The 19,021-nt window shown below is 46.3% G+C and carries 15 protein-coding genes; 9 read left to right on the plus strand and 6 right to left on the minus strand.

Annotation, left to right across the window (positions count from 1 at the left end):
• Positions 1 to 5: 5 nt before the first annotated feature.
• Positions 6 to 1,415 (minus strand): glutamate--ammonia ligase, encoded by a 1,410-nt coding sequence (gene glnA, locus R7Z47_RS16345; RefSeq protein WP_005379275.1) that lies wholly within the window; start codon positions 1,413 to 1,415, stop codon positions 6 to 8.
• A 529-nt stretch (positions 1,416 to 1,944) separates the two neighbouring features.
• Here glnA and typA point away from each other — a divergent pair.
• Positions 1,945 to 3,774, plus strand: coding sequence for a translational GTPase TypA (gene typA, locus R7Z47_RS16350; RefSeq protein WP_005379276.1), 1,830 nt, complete (start codon positions 1,945 to 1,947; stop codon positions 3,772 to 3,774).
• 72 nt (positions 3,775 to 3,846) lie between these two features.
• Positions 3,847 to 4,389: an AAA family ATPase gene (locus R7Z47_RS16355; RefSeq protein WP_031779018.1), complete on the plus strand. Its 543-nt coding sequence runs from the start codon at positions 3,847 to 3,849 to the stop codon at positions 4,387 to 4,389.
• A 31-nt stretch (positions 4,390 to 4,420) separates the two neighbouring features.
• Here R7Z47_RS16355 and R7Z47_RS16360 read toward each other — a convergent pair whose 3' ends face one another.
• The gene (locus R7Z47_RS16360; protein WP_005382972.1) at positions 4,421 to 5,062 is read right to left on the minus strand and encodes a DUF2959 domain-containing protein; all 642 of its coding nucleotides are present in this window, start codon (positions 5,060 to 5,062) and stop codon (positions 4,421 to 4,423) included.
• A 34-nt stretch (positions 5,063 to 5,096) separates the two neighbouring features.
• Between R7Z47_RS16360 and R7Z47_RS16365 the strand changes: the two genes are divergently transcribed.
• The 3 genes from R7Z47_RS16365 (at position 5,097) to R7Z47_RS16375 (ending at position 7,471) form a co-directional block, all read left to right on the plus strand.
• Positions 5,097 to 6,041 (plus strand): virulence factor BrkB family protein, encoded by a 945-nt coding sequence (locus tag R7Z47_RS16365; protein ID WP_033905908.1) that lies wholly within the window; start codon positions 5,097 to 5,099, stop codon positions 6,039 to 6,041.
• Positions 6,013 to 6,447 (plus strand): D-aminoacyl-tRNA deacylase, encoded by a 435-nt coding sequence (dtd, locus tag R7Z47_RS16370; protein ID WP_005379282.1) that lies wholly within the window; start codon positions 6,013 to 6,015, stop codon positions 6,445 to 6,447. Before R7Z47_RS16365 ends, dtd begins: the two co-directional genes overlap by 29 nt.
• Positions 6,448 to 6,553: 106 nt before the next feature.
• A complete protein-coding gene (locus R7Z47_RS16375) occupies positions 6,554 to 7,471 on the plus strand; it encodes a bifunctional GNAT family N-acetyltransferase/hotdog fold thioesterase (RefSeq protein ID WP_005379283.1) in 918 nt (305 codons plus the stop codon).
• Here the strand turns inward: R7Z47_RS16375 and R7Z47_RS16380 are convergent.
• From R7Z47_RS16380 to hslR, 4 genes are all read right to left on the minus strand, one after another.
• On the minus strand, positions 7,457 to 9,574 hold the full coding sequence (locus tag R7Z47_RS16380) for an AsmA family protein (RefSeq protein ID WP_262606845.1): 2,118 nt from the start codon (positions 9,572 to 9,574) through the stop codon (positions 7,457 to 7,459). The two genes, R7Z47_RS16375 and R7Z47_RS16380, sit on opposite strands and share 15 nt — an antisense overlap.
• Before the next feature lie 190 nt (positions 9,575 to 9,764).
• Positions 9,765 to 11,393: a phosphoenolpyruvate carboxykinase (ATP) gene (pckA, locus tag R7Z47_RS16385; protein WP_318130268.1), complete on the minus strand. Its 1,629-nt coding sequence runs from the start codon at positions 11,391 to 11,393 to the stop codon at positions 9,765 to 9,767.
• 336 nt (positions 11,394 to 11,729) lie between these two features.
• The gene (gene hslO / locus R7Z47_RS16390) at positions 11,730 to 12,605 is read right to left on the minus strand and encodes an Hsp33 family molecular chaperone HslO (protein WP_213877196.1); all 876 of its coding nucleotides are present in this window, start codon (positions 12,603 to 12,605) and stop codon (positions 11,730 to 11,732) included.
• A gap of 31 nt (positions 12,606 to 12,636) precedes the next feature.
• Complete coding sequence (gene hslR, locus R7Z47_RS16395; protein ID WP_005379292.1) at positions 12,637 to 13,023, minus strand: ribosome-associated heat shock protein Hsp15; 387 nt, start codon at positions 13,021 to 13,023, stop codon at positions 12,637 to 12,639.
• A gap of 253 nt (positions 13,024 to 13,276) precedes the next feature.
• Here hslR and gspC point away from each other — a divergent pair, with 253 nt between their 5' ends.
• Genes gspC through gspF form a run of 4 tightly spaced genes read left to right on the plus strand, consistent with a single transcriptional unit; the run spans position 13,277 to position 18,977 of the window.
• The gene (gene gspC / locus R7Z47_RS16400) at positions 13,277 to 14,203 is read left to right on the plus strand and encodes a type II secretion system protein GspC (protein WP_256903251.1); all 927 of its coding nucleotides are present in this window, start codon (positions 13,277 to 13,279) and stop codon (positions 14,201 to 14,203) included.
• Positions 14,204 to 14,239: 36 nt separating this feature from the next.
• A complete protein-coding gene (gene gspD / locus R7Z47_RS16405; protein WP_005379295.1) occupies positions 14,240 to 16,258 on the plus strand; it encodes a type II secretion system secretin GspD in 2,019 nt (672 codons plus the stop codon).
• Complete coding sequence (gene gspE, locus R7Z47_RS16410) at positions 16,258 to 17,760, plus strand: type II secretion system ATPase GspE (RefSeq protein ID WP_005379296.1); 1,503 nt, start codon at positions 16,258 to 16,260, stop codon at positions 17,758 to 17,760. The genes gspD and gspE overlap by 1 nt, the downstream gene beginning before the upstream one ends.
• Positions 17,760 to 18,977, plus strand: a complete 1,218-nt coding sequence (gene gspF / locus R7Z47_RS16415; protein WP_005382993.1) for a type II secretion system inner membrane protein GspF — start codon at positions 17,760 to 17,762, stop codon at positions 18,975 to 18,977. Before gspE ends, gspF begins: the two co-directional genes overlap by 1 nt.
• Positions 18,978 to 19,021 lie beyond the last annotated feature (44 nt).

A 19,021-nucleotide genomic window follows, 5' to 3' on the forward strand; every position in this document is an offset into this window, starting at 1 on the left:
CGACCTTACACAGAGTAGTAAAGTTCGAACTCAACAGGGTGAGTTGTCATGTTCACACGCTCTACGTCCTGAGACTTAAGGTCGATGTATGAATCGATGAAGTCGTCAGAGAATACGCCGCCCGCTGTTAAGAACTCACGATCAGCATCTAGCTCTGCTAGCGCGTCTTTTAGTGAGTATGCAACAGTTGGGATTTCTGCTGCTTCTTCAGCTGGAAGATCGTAAAGGTCTTTATCCATCGCTTCGCCTGGGTGGATCTTATTCTTGATACCGTCAAGACCAGCCATAAGCATTGCTGCGAAACATAGGTATGGGTTCGCCGCTGGGTCACCGAAACGAACTTCGATACGACGTGCTTTCGGGCTTGGTACCACTGGGATACGGATTGAAGCAGAGCGGTTACGCGCTGAGTAAGCTAGCATTACTGGTGCTTCGAAGCCTGGTACAAGACGTTTGTACGAGTTTGTTGATGGGTTAGCGAATGCGTTGATTGCACGAGCGTGTTTGATGATACCACCGATGTAGTAAAGCGCCATTTCAGATAGACCGCCGTACTTGTCACCAGCAAATAGGTTTACGCCATCTTTTGCTAGAGACTGGTGAACGTGCATACCGCTGCCGTTGTCGCCAACAAGTGGTTTAGGCATAAACGTCGCTGTTTTACCAAACGCGTGAGCAACGTTGTGTACAACGTACTTGTAGATTTGGATTTCGTCAGCTTTGGTTGTTAGCGTGTTGAAACGAGTTGCGATTTCGTTTTGACCCGCCGTTGCCACTTCGTGGTGGTGCGCTTCAACAACAAGACCCATTTCTTCCATTACTAGACACATAGCAGAACGGATGTCTTGAGATGAATCTACTGGAGCTACTGGGAAGTAACCACCTTTAACGCCTGGACGGTGACCTTTGTTACCTTCTTCGTAGTCAGAACCTGTGTTCCATGCCGCTTCTACGTCGTCGATTTTGAAGAAAGAGCCTGACATGTCTGTCGAGAACTTCACGTCATCAAATAGGAAGAATTCTGGCTCAGGACCGATAAGTACAGTATCTGCAACACCTGTAGAACGCATGAAGTCTTCAGCGCGTTTTGCGATAGAGCGTGGGTCACGGTCGTAGCCTTGCATTGTTGCAGGCTCTAAGATGTCACAACGGATATTTAGTGTTGCGTCTTCCGTGAATGGGTCAAGCACAGCAGAAGATGCGTCAGGCATCATTACCATGTCTGATTCGTTGATACCTTTCCAGCCAGCAACTGATGAACCATCGAACATTTTACCTTCTTCGAAGAAGTCTGCGTCGATTTGGTGAGCAGGGATCGAAATGTGCTGCTCTTTACCTTTTGTATCAGTGAAGCGTAGGTCAACAAACTTAACTTCGTTTTCTTGGATCAGCGATAGAACGTTTTCTACTGACATCTTGGATAACCTCCAGTGTTAATAAGCGGTAAAAGCTCGATTTATGAATTATTCATGAAACCTGGCATTGATTAATCAATTTGACTTTTCATTAATCGATGCTGTTTTAACTAAAGCCAAAACCGTGCCAAAAAAATATTCCATTAATTTCAAGCAATTGTGTTTTTGAATGCTAGTTTGGTGCACTTGCTTGCACCAAAATGATCTTTGCTTGCACTATTATGGTGCCAAAAATCATTGTTGCACCATAATGTGACAGGTACATTGCGTATTCAGCCCAGTTTTTGAGCAAGAGTCAATTTGAATTATGCATCGATTAGAATAAAGTTGCGTTTAATCAATTCGTTCTGAGGAAGAAAATGGGCATTAAGTGTAAAAATCGCAGAAATGCTCGGGAGTAGATCACATATTTCTAGGCTTTTTGCTAAAATCTGGTACATTATGGCCGTTTTTTTAATCAGCAAATGTCGCCAGAGAGCACCCGTTCTCAGCGTGGGGGCATTTCATCTATCTAAGTGAATCAATATCCATGGCTACTCCACAGATTGATAAATTAAGAAATATCGCGATCATCGCGCACGTTGACCACGGTAAAACCACGTTGGTTGACAAGCTGCTACAACAATCAGGCACGCTTGAGTCTCGCGGTGAAGCTGAAGAGCGAGTCATGGACTCGAACGACATCGAGAAAGAGCGCGGTATTACCATTCTTGCTAAAAACACAGCAATCGACTGGAACGATTACCGTATCAACATCGTAGATACTCCGGGACACGCGGACTTCGGTGGTGAAGTTGAGCGTATCATGTCGATGGTAGACTCTGTACTACTTATCGTTGACGCAGTTGATGGTCCAATGCCTCAAACGCGTTTCGTAACACAAAAAGCGTTTGCTCACGGTCTAAAACCAATCGTTGTAATCAACAAGATTGACCGCCCTGGCGCACGTCCTGATTGGGTTATGGACCAAGTGTTCGACCTGTTCGACAACCTAGGTGCAACTGATGACCAGCTAGACTTTAAAGTAGTTTACGCATCAGCACTTAACGGTTGGGCTTCTCTAGAAGAAGGCGAAACTGGCGAGAACATGGAACCACTATTCCAAACTATCGTTGATGTTGTTGACGCGCCAAATGTTGACCTTGATGGTCCACTACAGATGCAAGTTTCTCAGCTAGACTACAGCTCTTACGTTGGTGTTATCGGCGTGGCTCGCGTAACTCGTGGTAGCGTTAAACCAAACCAGCAGGTAACCATTATTGGTGCTGATGGTAAAACTCGCAACGGTAAAGTGGGTACAGTAATGGGCTACCTTGGCCTAGAGCGTCACGAAGTTGAACAAGCTAACGCGGGTGATATCATCGCAATCACTGGTCTTGGCGAGCTGAAAATTTCTGACACTATCTGTGCACAAAACGCAGTAGAAGCATTACCACCATTGTCTGTTGATGAACCAACAGTAACAATGACGTTCCAAGTAAACACGTCTCCATTCGCGGGTAAAGAAGGTAAGTTCGTAACGTCACGTAACATCCTTGAGCGTCTTGAGAAGGAACTGGTACACAACGTTGCACTACGCGTTGAGCAAACAGACGATCCAGATAAATTCCGCGTATCAGGTCGTGGTGAACTTCACCTTTCTATCCTGATCGAAAACATGCGTCGTGAAGGCTTCGAGCTAGCAGTATCTCGTCCAGAAGTAATCATCAAAGAAGAAGATGGTCAGTTGATGGAACCGTTCGAAACGGTAACTATCGACGTAATGGAAGAGCACCAAGGCGGCATCATGGAGAACATCGGCCTACGTAAAGGTGAGCTGAAAGACATGTCTCCAGACGGTAAAGGTCGTGTGCGTATGGACTTCGTTATGCCATCACGTGGTCTGATCGGTTTCCAAACGGAATTCATGACACTGACTTCAGGTTCAGGTCTTCTTTACCATACGTTTGATCACTACGGCCCTCACAAAGGCGGTAACATCGGTCAACGTGTAAACGGTGTACTAATCGCGAACGCGATGGGTAAAGCGCTAACTAACGCACTGTTCAACCTTCAAGAGCGTGGTCGTCTATTTATCGGTCACGGTGTTGAAGTTTACGAAGGTATGGTTATCGGTATTCACAGCCGTGACAACGACCTAACGGTAAACGCACTGAAAGGTAAGCAGCTAACCAACGTTCGTGCATCAGGTACCGATGACGCACAGGTTCTTACTCCGCCAATCAAGATGACTCTTGAGCAAGCACTAGAATTCATCGATGACGACGAGCTAGTAGAAGTAACGCCTGAAAGTATCCGTATCCGTAAGAAGTTCCTAACGGAAAGCGACCGTAAGCGTGCTTCTCGTGGCGCGAAATAATTTTCGTTAAGCGATTCAATTAAGAAGAAGCCTCGAGTTATGCTCGGGGCTTTTTGTTTTCTGGAGTTGAATATGAACCCGATTATTATCACCGGTGGGCCTGGTGCGGGAAAAACAACACTGCTGAATGCGCTAGACGCGTGTGGTTACGCCACGTTTCCTGAAGGGTCTCGCGACTTGATTGAGCAGCAAAGCCAGTTAGAAAATGGTATTTTGCCGTGGACGAATTTACCTGAGTTTGCCAAGTTATGCCTTGGGTTGATGGACAAACAAAAGAGTGATGCGCGTTGTCATGATGTTGCGTTTGTTGATCGCGCCATCCCCGACATCATTGCATACCTACAAGTGGGCGGCTGTAAGGTTGACCAAGCTTTCTTAACCGAAAGCGCTGGGTACCATAGTCAGGTGTTTACTTGTCGACCTGAAGCATCCATTTACGTACAAGATGAAGTGCGTCCGCACAGCTTTGAAGAAGCATTGGAGATTCATCAGTCGTTAGTGAGTGTCTATACTGAGTTGGGTTATGAAGTGGTAGAAGTGCCATGGGGAACTGTGCCAGAGAGAGTAGGCTTTGTTCGAAGAGTCATCGGTTTACTCGGTGAGGTCGCCGACTAAAACCTCCTCACTAGGAGGAGGTCTGAATCATTTACTTTTGATTGAGCTTTTGTAGGAATTTATCGGACTCTGCAATCGCTTCGTTCATTTGTTTGATCGCAAACTGAATGTCTTTCTCTAAGCTAGAGAACTCACCTTGCAAAGAACCAATCGCACTGGCGTTAAGGTTGTGTTTTAAGTACAACGTGTTGTCACGTAGCGTGTCCAGTACCGGTGTCATCTTTTTCTCTGCACGCTTCATAGCGCTAAGCATGGTTTTGTACGAGGCTTTGGTTTCACGTAGCTTTTGCTCGCTTGAACGACGCAGTTTCGCACTCGAGTACAGCTCTAGCTCATCTTGCCACTCATCAAACAGTGCGCCAGATACGTCTTCAATCGCAGCAATACGGTCACGTACGTCTTGAGCCGCTTTTTCGCTATCTTCGTATTTGTCATTGATGTTGTTGTAGACATTTTCTAGCTCACCACCATCAAAGTTGGTGATCGCAGATAAGGCTTCAAGTGCACTGGTGAATTCTTCTTGTGCATCTTGTTGAGATTCTTTGGCATCTTCGACGCGGTCGACCATAATATCTCGTTTATGATACCCAACCTGCTCCATTGCTGAGTAATAAGCAGATTGACACCCTGTTAAAGTGAAAATTGATAGTACAATTGCTAATAAATAAGGCATTCTTATGTCCTCGGCGCTAATTATGGGATGAACTATGAACCAGTTATCAGAGAGTTACAAGGCGAGATTAATCAATCTACTGCCAAGTTGCGTCGCGTTTTTTACGTACCTTCTTAAGCGATTAACGCATGACCGTGTGAATGTGAACGCGGGCTATCTTGCCTACATTACCTTGTTGTCTATTGTGCCAATGCTGACGGTATTGTTATCAATATTGTCGAAATTTCCCGTTTTTGCGAACGTTGGTGAGGTGCTGCAAGGCTACATTATTGAGAATTTTGTGCCGGCTTCTGGAGAAGCTGTACATACGGCATTACAGGAATTTGTGGCGAATACGGGCAAAATGAGCGCGGTTGGCGGTGGGTTTTTATTCATCGCAGCGGTCATGCTGATTTCCAACATTGATAAGAACTTAAACTACATTTGGCGAGTTAAAGACAAGCGCCGTTTAGTCTTTTCATTCTCTATGTATTGGATGGTACTCACGTTAGGGCCGATCATGGTCGGTGCGAGTATTGCGGCGACGTCGTACGTGACTTCGCTGCAAATTTTAGAGAATGAGACATTATCTGGTGCGTTTAATCTATTTCTGCGTTGGCTACCGTTGTTGCTGTCCTTTTTTGCTTTTCTTGGCTTGTATATTCTAGTGCCGAATAAAAAAGTACACCTCGCTCATGGTGCCATGGGGGCAGCAGTCGCCGCGATACTGTTCGAGTTGAGTAAAAAAGGCTTTGCACTCTACATCACTCAGTTTCCGTCTTATCAGCTCATCTACGGCGCGTTAGCGGCGATTCCTATCTTATTTGTTTGGGTGTATTTATGCTGGATGATCGTGTTATTGGGGGCGGAAGTTACGGCTGCGCTTGGTGAGCGAGAGCACTGGAGTGAAGATTTAGACATGATACACTCGACCGCTGAATCTCAGTTAACAGATGAAGGAAGCGAGAGTAGTGATAGCGCTAATTCAACGAGTCAGTGAAGCAGCCGTCCGTGTGGATGGTGAAGTCGTAGGAGAAATTGATCGTGGTCTGCTGGTCTTATTGGGCGTAGAGAAGGACGACGATGAAGCTAAAGCAAAGCGTTTAATGGAGCGTGTTACAACCTACCGTGTGTTCGAAGATGACGAAGGCAAGATGAACCTAAACGTTAAACAGGTGGAAGGTAAAGTGCTGGTGGTTTCTCAATTTACGCTGCCTGCGGATACAAAAAAAGGCACGCGAGCTGGCTTTTCTCGCGGTGCGCATCCTGTTGATGCAGAGCGCTTGTATGATTACTTTTCTGACTTGTGTGAAGAAGTCTTACCCACACAGCGTGGCCGCTTCGCTGCCGATATGAAAGTGTCTTTGGTGAATGACGGTCCAGTGACGTTTTGGTTGCAGGTCTAATCTGGTAACACAGGCGCCATAGTCTAAGCTTTAACTCCAAGCTCATGGAATTGGCTTGGAGTAATTTTTCCGACACTGATTAGTGTTGTGCTTTCAAAGGATTGATATGTTCAAACTCATTACTCCCAAAACCGATAATCAGATAAACAAGTATTATCAGTTTCGCTGGCAACTGCTTCGTGAGCCATGGCGTATGCCGATCGGCTCTGAGCGCGATGAATACGACGAAATGAGCCATCACCGCATGATTGTTGATGGTCGAGGTCGTCCTATGGCGATTGGCCGTTTATACATTACGCCGGACAATGATGGCCAGATCCGCTATATGGCGGTTAAAAATAATCGCCGTAGCAAAGGGATGGGTTCGCTGGTTTTGGTTGCACTAGAGTCGTTAGCGCGCCAAGAAGGAGCGAAACGCTTGGTGTGTAATGCCCGTGAAGATGCCATCGCCTTTTATGAAAAAAATGGCTTTGAGCGTCGAGGCGAGCTGACCGATGAGCGTGGCCCTGTGCGCCATCAGCAAATGGTGAAGCAACTGGATCCGATGGCCAATGTGTTACGTCGCCCTGAATGGTGTACTGAGCTTCAACAGCGCTGGGAGCAACAAATCCCAATTAGCGACAAAATGGGGATCAAAATTAACCAGTACACGGGTTACCAGTTTGAATGCTGTGCGCAGCTTAATCCTAACCTTAATCCCCATAACACCATGTTCGCCGGGTCAGCTTTTACCTTAGCAACCCTGACAGGGTGGGGGATGACGTGGCTGCTGCTTAAAGAGCGTGGGCTGCACGGTGATATTGTGTTGGCCGACAGCTCGATTCGTTATCGTCAACCAGTCGAACAAAACCCCGTGGCGAGTACTTCGTTAGATGGGATCAGTGGTGACCTAGACCGATTGGAGTCGGGACGCAAAGCACGCATCGTTATTCACGTAGTGATTTATAGTGGTGACACGCCAGCTGTGGATTTTGTCGGTACCTATATGTTGATACCGAACTACTCGCAGTTACTCAGTTGCTGATGGGTTAAGCGCCGACTGATCTGCTGGGCGCTTATCTGTTTCACTTTCTTGCTCTGTCGGTGAGAGGGTTTGTTCTGCTGCGGTATTCGTGTCGGGTACTTCATCTTCTTCGATAACTTCTTCGTAAAGCTCTTCCTCTTGAGTCTCCAAATTGATGTTATCAATCACGATAGGTTGCTCGATGGAAGGCTCATTTTTTTGTGGAGTCTCAATATCAGTAGGCTCGGCCAGTTTTGATGCGTTCACGCACTCATTACGGTGGGTTTCACCACTTAGTAGATCGCCTTCAATGTTTCCGCACGACTCTTCCAATTGATAAGTAATGCCACTTAGCGGGTTGTTGGCCATATCAAATGTTCCCCAAACCTTACCACTTATGGCTTTTCCTGAAATTGTGACCGGCGTTATGGCAACTTCCCCTCGTTGCGCGCTTAAACGCAGTGGACTTAGGGTAATGGCTTTGAGCGAATGATCCGCTTGGGACTTCAAGCGAGTATCTCGGAGGTTGGCTTCCACTTCACCCGACAAACTGTAGGCCAGCATGTTGCGATCACCTGATAACCCTTGTAGATCGAGGCTGAGATCGGAAAAACCATCAATAGCCAGTGTGTCGGGTAAAAAATAATCGTGGAAGAGCGATAAGGGAATACCATCAGCATTGACGTTGAGCGCCCAAGGTTGGCTTGGGGTACTCAAATCTATCTGTCCGATGCCTTCTACGTAGCCTTGCTCGAGTGGCGCAAAAAGGCGAGTCAATTGCCAAAAGCCATCTTTGCTTTGCATGGCAAGTGCTGCGTGAGACGTGAGTATTTGGTCATAGCTGGCGTTGACAACGCTGACTTCCAATTCGCCTTGCCAAAGGCCCCAACGTTGAGCCGACTGTTTAATATCAAGCTGTTGCCCTTCGATATTTAAACCGGAAAGTTGCCAATAAGGTTCGTGAGATAGCTGGATAATTTGGCTGCGCTCAATGTCGAGTCGTTCGATTGCAACATGCTCTAACTCGCTGGTGGCGGTGTGCCACCAATTTAGGTTGTCTTCTGGCTGTGTTGCCCACTTGAGGCCTTGCATAGAGGCTTCTTTGAGCTTCCATTGTGTTGGCGTGAACAATCCAGAAACTTGCACTCGACCTTGCTGCCAATCTAAGCTGAGCTCGTTGAGCTGGATTGTTCCTGGCTCGATAGCGGCACTCAAACGTGGCTCTATTGCGGTTTGCTGCTGGAATCGAACGCTATCCGCCTGCAATGACACTTGAGCTTTTGTCTTCCAGAGAGACAGTGGCAGTGTGGCGTTTTCCACAGAAAGATCCAAGTTCTGCCAGTGCCAGTCGCCCCATTCAATATCGGCGTTAAGCAAATCTAAGCTATTAATATGATTAATGCTAAATGGTAGATCGTGCCAAGGTTTTGCAAGCAGTGATTGGCGCTGCGTATTACTCAGTTTCAGCTTGTTGATGGTCACATTTACTAAAGACCAGCCTTGAGGATACTGCTCCCCTTGCCCAGATATTTGACTGTTACGCCAGTTAAAAGAGGTGCCATAAAGCGTACTGTCTTGCGGTTTGTAGTCTATATCGACTAAGACTTGATTAAAGGCTTCGCCATTCCAATAGAGTTGGTCGGCCGCAAGTTGAACTTCGCCATATGGTATTAATTGACCATTCCATTGTGGTGATTGAATTTGAAGGTCAATGCCATTGGCAGAGAACTGCTCGTCGGCGTAATCAATATTTTTGAGCGCGATTTGATGGAATAAAACGTTGTCTAAAGGTGGGAGCTTTGGTGCGCCATACTGCAAGCTCATACCATCAATCAATAAACTATCAACGATCCATTTACCATCGCGATAAACATCGGGATTCATCCATAAATCGACTTGCTCGATGTAAGACGCATCGTCTCCGCTGGTGTTCACGCGTTGTAAAGTTAGGTGATAGGGAAAGCCATAACGCACGCTTTCGGCCCGGAAGGGAAGAGAAAAGGTGTTTGACAGCAAGCGCCAGGTTGCGTCCGCGTAAGATGTTGTTAGCAGCGCAATCGTAGCGGCCGGAATGGTAACTAAGATAACCAGTAACAGAAGTAGAACTCGACGCGCTGTTTTCATCTTTGCTAGAACCTACGTGTGTTATTAAATAAAACTAGATAGGCTTTAGCTTGTATCAATATTCTGTGGTATTCAATAAAAAGCCCCTCAAAAGAGGGGCTTGAAGCAATTTTTGTAACTTGGCCTACGTAAAGGTGATAAGTTAATGCCAACTTTTCACTGAGTTTACGCGACGTCGCTGTTACTCGATTTAATCAATCTGAGGACCAGCCGCAACCAGAGATTTACCTTCTGCGTTGTCTGTGTACTTATCAAAGTTATTGATAAAGCGCGCTGCTAAATCTTTCGCTTTGCTTTCCCACTGAAGTGGGTCAACGTACGTGTCGCGAGGGTCTAGAATGCTTGGATCCACACCTGGTAGTGACGTTGGTACTTCAAGATTGAAGATAGGAATGTGCTTAGTTGGTGCATCTTCAATCGAACCATCAAGAATGGCATCAATAATTCCGCGTGTATCTTGAATAGAGATACGTTTGCCAGTGCCGTTCCAACCAGTATTCACTAGGTAAGCCTCAGCGCCCGCTGCTTCCATGCGTTTTACCAGTACTTCCGCGTATTTTGTTGGGTGGAGCGTTAGGAACGCCGCGCCGAAACAAGCAGAGAAAGTTGGTGTTGGCTCAGTAATACCGCGCTCTGTTCCCGCTAGTTTGGCGGTAAAGCCAGACAGGAAGTGGTACTTAGTTTGCTCAGGTGTCAATTTAGATACTGGAGGCAGTACGCCAAATGCATCGGCTGATAGGAAGATCACTTTATTCGCGTGACCGCCTTTTGATACTGGCTTAACGATATTATCGATATGGTAGATAGGGTAAGAAACACGTGTGTTTTCTGTTTTCGAACCATCATCAAAGTCGATAGAGCCATCGCCACGTACTGTTACGTTTTCTAGCAGTGCATCACGACGAATTGCATTGTAGATGTCCGGCTCCGCTTCTTTCGAAAGTTTGATGGTTTTTGCGTAACAACCACCTTCGAAGTTGAAGACACCGTCATCATCCCAGCCGTGCTCATCATCACCAATTAGCGCACGTTTAGGATCAGTCGACAGGGTCGTTTTACCCGTACCAGATAGACCGAAGAATACCGCTACATCGCCATCTTTGCCCATGTTAGCGCTACAGTGCATTGATGCGATGTCTTTTAGTGGAAGGAAGTAGTTCATCATCGCGAACATACCTTTCTTCATTTCACCGCCGTACCAAGTACCACCGATAAGTTGTATGCGCTCAGTTAGGTTAAATACGGTGAAGTTTTCTGAGTTCAGGCCTTGCTCTTCCCATTTTGGATTAGTGCATTTTGCGCCATTCATTACCACGAAGTCTGGTTCAAATGTCGCTAACTCTTCTTCTGTCGGGCGAATAAACATGTTTTTAACGAAGTGCGCTTGCCATGCGACTTCTGTGATAACACGAATGCTCAAACGTGTATCTGGGTTTGCACCACAGTAACCGTCAACAACAAACAAGCGTTTGTTAGAAAGCTGGTTTGTGACCAGTTCTTTTAGCTCGTCCCACACTTCAGGAGTGATTGGCTTGTTATCATTTTTCACTTGATCAGACGTCCACCACATATGTTCTTCTGTCGTAGCGTCTTTGACGATGTATTTATCTTTTGGTGAGCGACCAGTAAAGATGCCAGTGTCAACGGCAACCGCACCTAGTTCAGTAACCACGCCGCGCTCATAACCGGTTAGGTCTTCACGCGTTTCTTCCTCAAACAACATTTCGTAGCTTGGGTTGCGAATAACCTCTTTTACGTTATGCAGTCCGTGCTTGGTTAGATCAAGTGTTGCAGCCTTAGTATGTTCCATAACGGTCATAGGTGCTCCTTATAAGGATTTTGTAGGGATTTTGTAAGAATGTTTTAATTTTAATCTGCTCACCATGCTAGCAACGGGGCGGGGAGAAAACAGGGAGATAGCTCAAAATTTACCCATGATTTCAATAAGGTTTTAGGTAACCCGTCACATATTGGTGGGAATAGTCTATCGTGCACGCAATCCTTTGCGCTAGGGCAAAATCATTATTAATTGTTTAAAATTAAGCAGTTGTTTTATTACGCTTGAGGCTAGTTATTACGAGGGGTTGATCACAAAAAGGCCAGCATTAAGCTGGCCTTTTGTAGGGTAAATTACGTGCTTGATAAGCTATGTAAATTAATGCAGGGTTTTCTTGTCCGTAGAAGCTTGTGCATACAGTTCAGTGACTTCAGATTCGTCGAACGTATAAGTTGTGCCACAGTAATCACAATGTAAAGAAACTGATCCAACTTCTGCCAAAATGTCATAAATTTCAGATTTCTCAACGGTGATGATTGCGGCACCGCTACGCTCACGAGAACAGCCACAATGGAACTCGACAGGTTGCGGCTCGTACAGACGTACTTTGTCTTGGTTATATAGTCGATACAATAACTCGTTCGCTTCTAAACCAAACAATTCTTCATCTTTTACTGTATCAGTGAGCTGCTCTAGATGTTCGAAATCATCTGGAGAGCCAGTGCCGTCAGGGATCACTTGAATCAACATACCTGCTGCGTGTGCTTTGCCCTCATGCTCACCAGTGCGGATCCATAGGCGCGTTTTTAACTGCTCTGAGTTTGCAAAGTAGCCTTCTAGCACTTCTGCTAAAGTGTCACCTTCTAATCCAACGACACCTTGGTAACGCTCGCCGTTTTTCGGTTCGATAGTGATCACAAGGTAGCCCTTACCCATTAGATCGTGAATGTTTGCGTCATCGGCAATATCGCCTTCCCAGCGAGCTACGCCACGGACACGTTGGTTATGGTCACCGTTGATAACGGCAAGAGACACAGGACCATCGCCTTGTAGCTGGATGGTGATCGAACCTTCGAACTTAAGAGTGGCAGTTAAAAGAGTAGTTGAAACGAGTAGCTCACCCAGCAGTTTCTCTATTGCTGCCGGATATTCCTTGCTGGAGATAACACGTTGGTACGCTTCATCCAATTGTACCAACTCGCCACGTACTGAAAGATCTTCGAATAGGTAGCGGTTTAAAACATTATTTGCCATGGAGTGCTTTCCTCGTTGGTAATTCCGGCTTTTATTGGTGTTTGAACTTAATGATGTCTCGGCGCTGCTTTTTATCTGGGCGGCGTTCCGGACTTGGGTTGTGGGCATTAAGCTTACGTTGAGTCGCGTGTTCCTCACGTTTCGCTATACTTTCATTAGTTTCGCGATATAAGGTTTGTGCGATGGGAGCGCCTCGGCGTTGATCTGAGATTTGTTCGATGATCACGATTTTTTCTTCGTTGCCTTGACGAAGTCTTACTTCAGCGCCCACTTCAACGATTTTACTCGGCTTGCTTCGTTGGCCATTATAGTGGACTTTACCGCCATCGACCATGTTACGCGCGATGGAGCGGGTTTTGTAAAATCTTGCGGCCCATAGCCATTTATCTAGCCTAACGGCTTCATTTAGGGAACTCATAGAACACTACGCTATCTAATCACTGCCCGAATACGGCAATGAGTGATGGATTATTCACCTACAGATGGAGTCAAGGCGTATTTTTTTCAAGGGAGTTGGCAAAAACTGCATAAGAAAAAGGTATGAAAGACAACTTGTGATATAGTTCACTGCTCTTTGTTGAGTAATAATTTTATTGCAAATTTAGCAATTTAAAGTCGATAGCTATCGTTATAGCTTAAATGACGGACGTTAGAATAAAGGAATCCATTCAGTGAAACGTTTAGAGCTAAGTGCAGGATTATCAAGCAGACCGCTACTGGCTCAGATCAAGTCCAATCATTATACCATTCAAGCCAAACTTAGCTTGTTGCTTACCTGTCTGTTTATTGCGATAACCGGATGGATACTTGGCAAAATTGTGTGGTTAGCCATACCTCAATCGTCGGAAGTGCCGCAATGGCGTCCATCGGCGAGTGGCGTTGTCGCGAGCAATAAAGGCGACGCGATAGATTTTAATGCCCTTCAGAATGCCAACCTATTCGGTAAATACACTGAGCAAAAAGCGGCAGTTGTAGAACAGCCCATTGTTAAAGACGCCCCTAAGACGCGCCTTAACCTCACGCTAGTCGGTGCGGTTGCCAGCAGTGATGCCAATACCAGCCTTGCTGTTATTGCTAACCGAGGTAAGCAAGCTACGTACGGTTTGGGTGAAGAAATCGAAGGGACACGTGCGACGCTAAAAGCGGTATTGGTGGATCGCGTCATCATTGATAACCAAGGTCGAGACGAGACCTTAATGATGCAAGGTATAGAATATAAGAAGCTATCTGAATCGCCGCAGGTAGCTAGGGCGCAAGCTCAGCGAGCAGAAGCAGCGACGTCTGACGTTGGAGAGAAATTAGAGCAAATCCGCGAGGAAATTGCGAAAGATCCACAAAGCGTTTTTAAATACATCACCATTTCACCCGTCAAAAAAGACGGAGACATTGTTGGTTATCGAGTATCACCTGGTCGTGATGCCGCATTATTTAATGATGTAGGGCTACAACCCGGTGATATTGCGGTTCAACTGAACGGGATCGATTTAAGTGATCCGTCTTCTTCAGTACAACTGATGCAAGTGATGAGCGATCCGCAAGAATTAAATTTAACTGTTGAGCGAGACGGCCAACAGTACGATATCTATATCCAATTGTAAGACTTAGGCAACCGGCGTAAGTTCAGGGAGACATACGTGAAACATTGGTTCAGCAAAAGTGCTTGGCTACTAGCAGGAAGTTTACTCTGCGTACCAGGTGCAATGGCAAACGAATTTAGTGCGAGCTTTAAAGGCACTGATATTCAAGAATTCATCAACATAGTGGGTCGTAACCTCGAAAAGACCATCATTGTTGATCCTTCAGTACGCGGTAAGATCGATGTCCGCAGCTATGACGTACTTAACGAAGAGCAATATTACAGCTTTTTCCTTAATGTCCTTGAAGTATACGGTTACGCAGTCGTAGAGATGGACAATGGGGTACTTAAGGTTATCAAAGCAAAAGACTCAAAAACCTCAGCAATCCCTGTGTTAGGTGATGGCAGCGCGCAAGGCGATAGTGTTATCACTCGAGTTGTCGCGGTGCGTAATGTGTCGGTCCGTGAGTTGTCTCCTCTACTTCGTCAGCTGATTGATAACGCCGGTGCCGGTAACGTGGTTCATTATGATCCAGCGAATATTATCTTGATTACTGGTCGTGCGGCAGTAGTGAATCGCTTAGCAGAGATCATCAAGCGTGTTGACCAAGCCGGCGATAAAGAAATTGAATTGGTGGAGCTGCGTAATGCATCTGCTGCTGAAATGGTACGCATTGTCGAAGCACTGAATAAAAGTGCGAATCAGAAAAGCACGCCAGAGTTCCTTGAACCTAAAATTGTGGCCGATGAACGTACTAACGCGATTTTAATTTCTGGTGATCCAAAAGTAAGAGCCCGCTTGAAACGTTTGATTCGTCAACTTGATGTTGAAATGGCGACAAAAGGTAACAACCGAGTTGTGTACCTGAAAAATGCGAAAGCTGAAGACTTGGTGGATGTATTGAAAGGTGTTTCCGATAACCTGCAAGCTGAAAAGCAAGCCGGTCAGAAAACATCAGGCGCATCGCGTGGTGAGGTCGTCATTGCTGCTCACGCTGCAACTAACTCGTTAGTTTTAACAGCGCCACCAGATATTATGATGGCATTACAAGACGTCATTTCTCAACTCGATATTCGTCGTGCTCAGGTTCTTATTGAAGCGTTAATTGTCGAAATGTCTGAAGGTGATGGTATTAACCTAGGTGTTCAGTGGGGTTCATTAGAAACGGGTGCTGTAATTCAGTACGGTAACTCAGGAGCCCCGATTGGTCAGGTGATGGTTGGTCTAGAAGAAGCAAAAGATCAAACCCGCACTGAATACTATACCAACTCTAATGGCGAACGAACGCCATATGATGTTACTGAATCAGGTGACTACTCTACGCTAGCTTCAGCGCTTAGCGGAGTAAATGGTGCGGCAATGAGTATTGTCATGGGTGACTGGACAGCGCTAATTAGTGCTGTTGCTTCTGACTCCAACTCAAACATTCTATCTTCTCCGAGTATTACCGTAATGGATAATGGCGAAGCATCATTTATTGTGGGTGAAGAGGTTCCGGTTATTACGGGCTCTACGGCTGGCTCAAACAACGACAACCCATTCCAAACGGTTGACCGTAAAGAAGTCGGTATCAAACTCAAAGTAGTGCCACAAATTAACGAAGGTGACTCTGTACAGTTAAACATTGAACAAGAAGTTTCCAACGTATTAGGCGCAAACGGTGCGGTTGACGTTCGCTTTGCTAAACGACAGTTAAACACCTCTGTCATGATCCAAGATGGTCAGATGTTGGTTCTTGGTGGTTTGGTCGATGAACGCGCACTTGAAAGTGAGTCTAAAGTGCCGCTATTGGGTGACATTCCGGTACTGGGTCACCTGTTCAAGTCAACTAGCACGCAAACAGAAAAACGTAACTTGATGGTGTTCATCAAGCCGACGATTATTCGCGATGGTGTGACGGCTGACGGTATTACGCAGCGTAAATACAACTTTATTCGCGCAGAACAGCTTTATAAAGCGGATCAAGGGTTGAAGTTGATGGCAGACGAGAAGATCCCGGTTATGCCAGCCTTTGGCCAGGAGCGTCAGCACCCAACAGAGATTCAAGCGTTTATTGATCAAATGGAAAACAACTAATGGTTGATATGTTAGACACAGCGCCAAGTATGCGTCGTCTGCCATTCAGTTTTGCCAACCGCTTTAAACTGGTGCTGGAGACAGAGCATCCTGAGCGTCCACCTATTCTTTACTATGTCGAGCCGCTTAACCCTGCGGCTCTGGTTGAAGTCCGTCGTGTATTAAAGAAAAGCTTCGTACCGCAACCTATCGATAAAGAAGCCTTTGATAAAAAGCTGACCGAAGCATATCAACGCGACTCGTCTGAAGCGCGTCAGTTGATGGAAGATATTGGTGCTGATAGCGATGACTTCTTCTCTTTGGCTGAAGAACTGCCGCACGATGAAGACTTATTAGAATCGGAAGACGATGCGCCAATCATCAAATTGATCAACGCCATGTTGGGCGAAGCGATCAAAGAAGGTGCGTCGGATATTCATATTGAGACGTTCGAGAAAACCCTTTCGATTCGTTTCCGTGTCGATGGCGTATTACGTGAAGTTCTGACCCCAAGTCGTAAGCTAGCGCCTTTGCTGGTTTCTCGTGTGAAGGTTATGGCTAAACTAGATATCGCAGAAAAGCGTGTGCCTCAAGATGGCCGTATTTCGTTGCGTATCGGTGGTCGTGCGGTGGACGTGCGTGTATCGACGATGCCGTCCTCTCATGGGGAGCGCGTGGTAATGCGTCTGTTGGATAAAAACGCGACTCGTCTTGATTTACATAGTTTGGGCATGACCCCTTCAGTGCATGACAACTTCCGTCACTTGATTGGCCGCCCTCACGGTATCATCTTGGTGACGGGCCCGACAGGTTCTGGTAAATCCACCACCTTGTACGCTGGCTTGCAAGAGATCAATAGCAACGAACGCAACATTCTAACGGTTGAAGACCCGATCGAATTTGATATTGATGGCATCGGTCAAACTCAGGTGAACCCAAAGGTCGACATGACGTTTGCGCGCGGCTTGCGTGCCATTCTGCGTCAGGACCCGGATGTGGTGATGGTCGGTGAGATCCGTGACTTAGAAACCGCACAAATTGCAGTGCAAGCGTCCTTAACGGGTCACTTGGTAATGTCGACTCTCCACACCAACACCGCAGTGGGTGCGATTACGCGTCTACGTGATATGGGTATTGAGCCATTCCTTATTTCTTCTTCGTTATTAGGGGTGCTAGCGCAGCGCTTAGTTCGAACGCTTTGTCCAAGCTGTAAAGAGCCGTATGAAGCCGATGCGGAACAGAAAAAACTGTTTGGTATGGAAGCGCATGAACCGTTAGAACTGCACCGAGCAAAAGGCTGTGAAGCGTGTAACCAAAAAGGCTACCGAGGTCGAACAGGTATCCACGAGCTCATTATGGTTGATGAGCAAGTGCAAGAGTTGATTCATCGAGAGTCTGGTGAACAAGAAATTGAGAGAGCCGTTCGCGCCCATACGCCAAGTATTCGCAGTGATGGTTTAAGCAAAGTACGTCGTGGTATTACGTCACTTGAAGAAGTGATGCGAGTGACGAAGGAAACCTAATGGCGGCATTTGAGTACAAAGCGCTAGATGCAAAAGGCAAGCATAAAAAAGGCACGATAGAAGGGGACAACGCCCGACAAGTGCGCCAGCGACTCAAAGAGCAAGGGATGATCCCGATTGAAGTGGTCGAGACGAAAGCTAAATCGGCTAAGTCTTCAGGTTCAGTCAGCTTTAAGCGCGGCATCTCGACATCTGAGCTGGCACTCATCACACGGCAATTGTCTACGCTAGTCCAATCAGGAATGCCTTTGGAAGAGTGTTTGCGTGCGGTCTCTGAGCAGGCTGAAAAGCCGAGGATTCGTTCTATGTTGGCTGCGGTTCGCTCGAAAGTAACCGAGGGTTATCCGCTCGCCGACAGTTTTGCCGATTACCCACACGTGTTTGATGAACTGTACCGCTCCATGGTTGCGGCGGGCGAAAAATCAGGTCACCTCGATACCGTATTAGAGCGTTTGGCAGACTATGTCGAAAACCGCCAAAAGATGCGATCTAAATTGCTTCAAGCCATGATTTATCCTGTAGTTTTGGTGGTATTCGCGGTTGTCATCGTTTCGTTCTTATTGGCGACAGTGGTTCCTAAAATCATTGAACCCATCATTCAGATGGGCCAAGAGTTACCTCAATCGACGCAATTTTTACTGGCAGCCAGTGAGTTTGTGCAAGATTGGGGGCTGATTATTTTCGTTGTGCTGGTGGCGCTTTTCTATGGCCTCAAACTGGCGTTGCAAAAGCCAGACTTTCGCTTAGCTTGGGACAGAAAAATCTTGAGCTTACCGCTAATAGGTAAGATCTCTCGAGGTTTGAATACCGCACGATTCGCACGAACGCTTTCGATCTGTACTTCCAGTGCGATTCCAATTCTAGAGGGTATGCGCGTTGCGGTAGATGTTATGTCTAACCGTTATGTGAAGCAGCAAGTGTTGCTTGCAGCGGATAACGTTCGAGAGGGCGCTAGTTTGCGTAAGGCGTTGGACCAAACCCGCTTGTTTCCACCAATGATGCTACACATGATCGCCAGTGGTGAGCAAAGTGGTGAATTAGAGAGCATGTTGACGCGGGCAGCCGATAACCAAGATCAAAACTTTGAATCAACAGTCAATATTGCTCTGGGTGTGTTTACTCCTGCGCTGATTGCATTAATGGCTGGATTAGTGTTGTTCATTGTGATGGCGACCTTGATGCCAATGTTAGAAATGAATAACTTGATGAGCGGATAATTTCGAATTAAGACGTGTCTACTAACGGCATGGCTTTAATCTAA

The sequence above is a fragment of the Vibrio sp. 1641 genome (assembly GCF_033339995.1).
In the GTDB taxonomy this organism is placed as follows: Bacteria; Pseudomonadota; Gammaproteobacteria; order Enterobacterales; family Vibrionaceae; genus Vibrio; species Vibrio alginolyticus.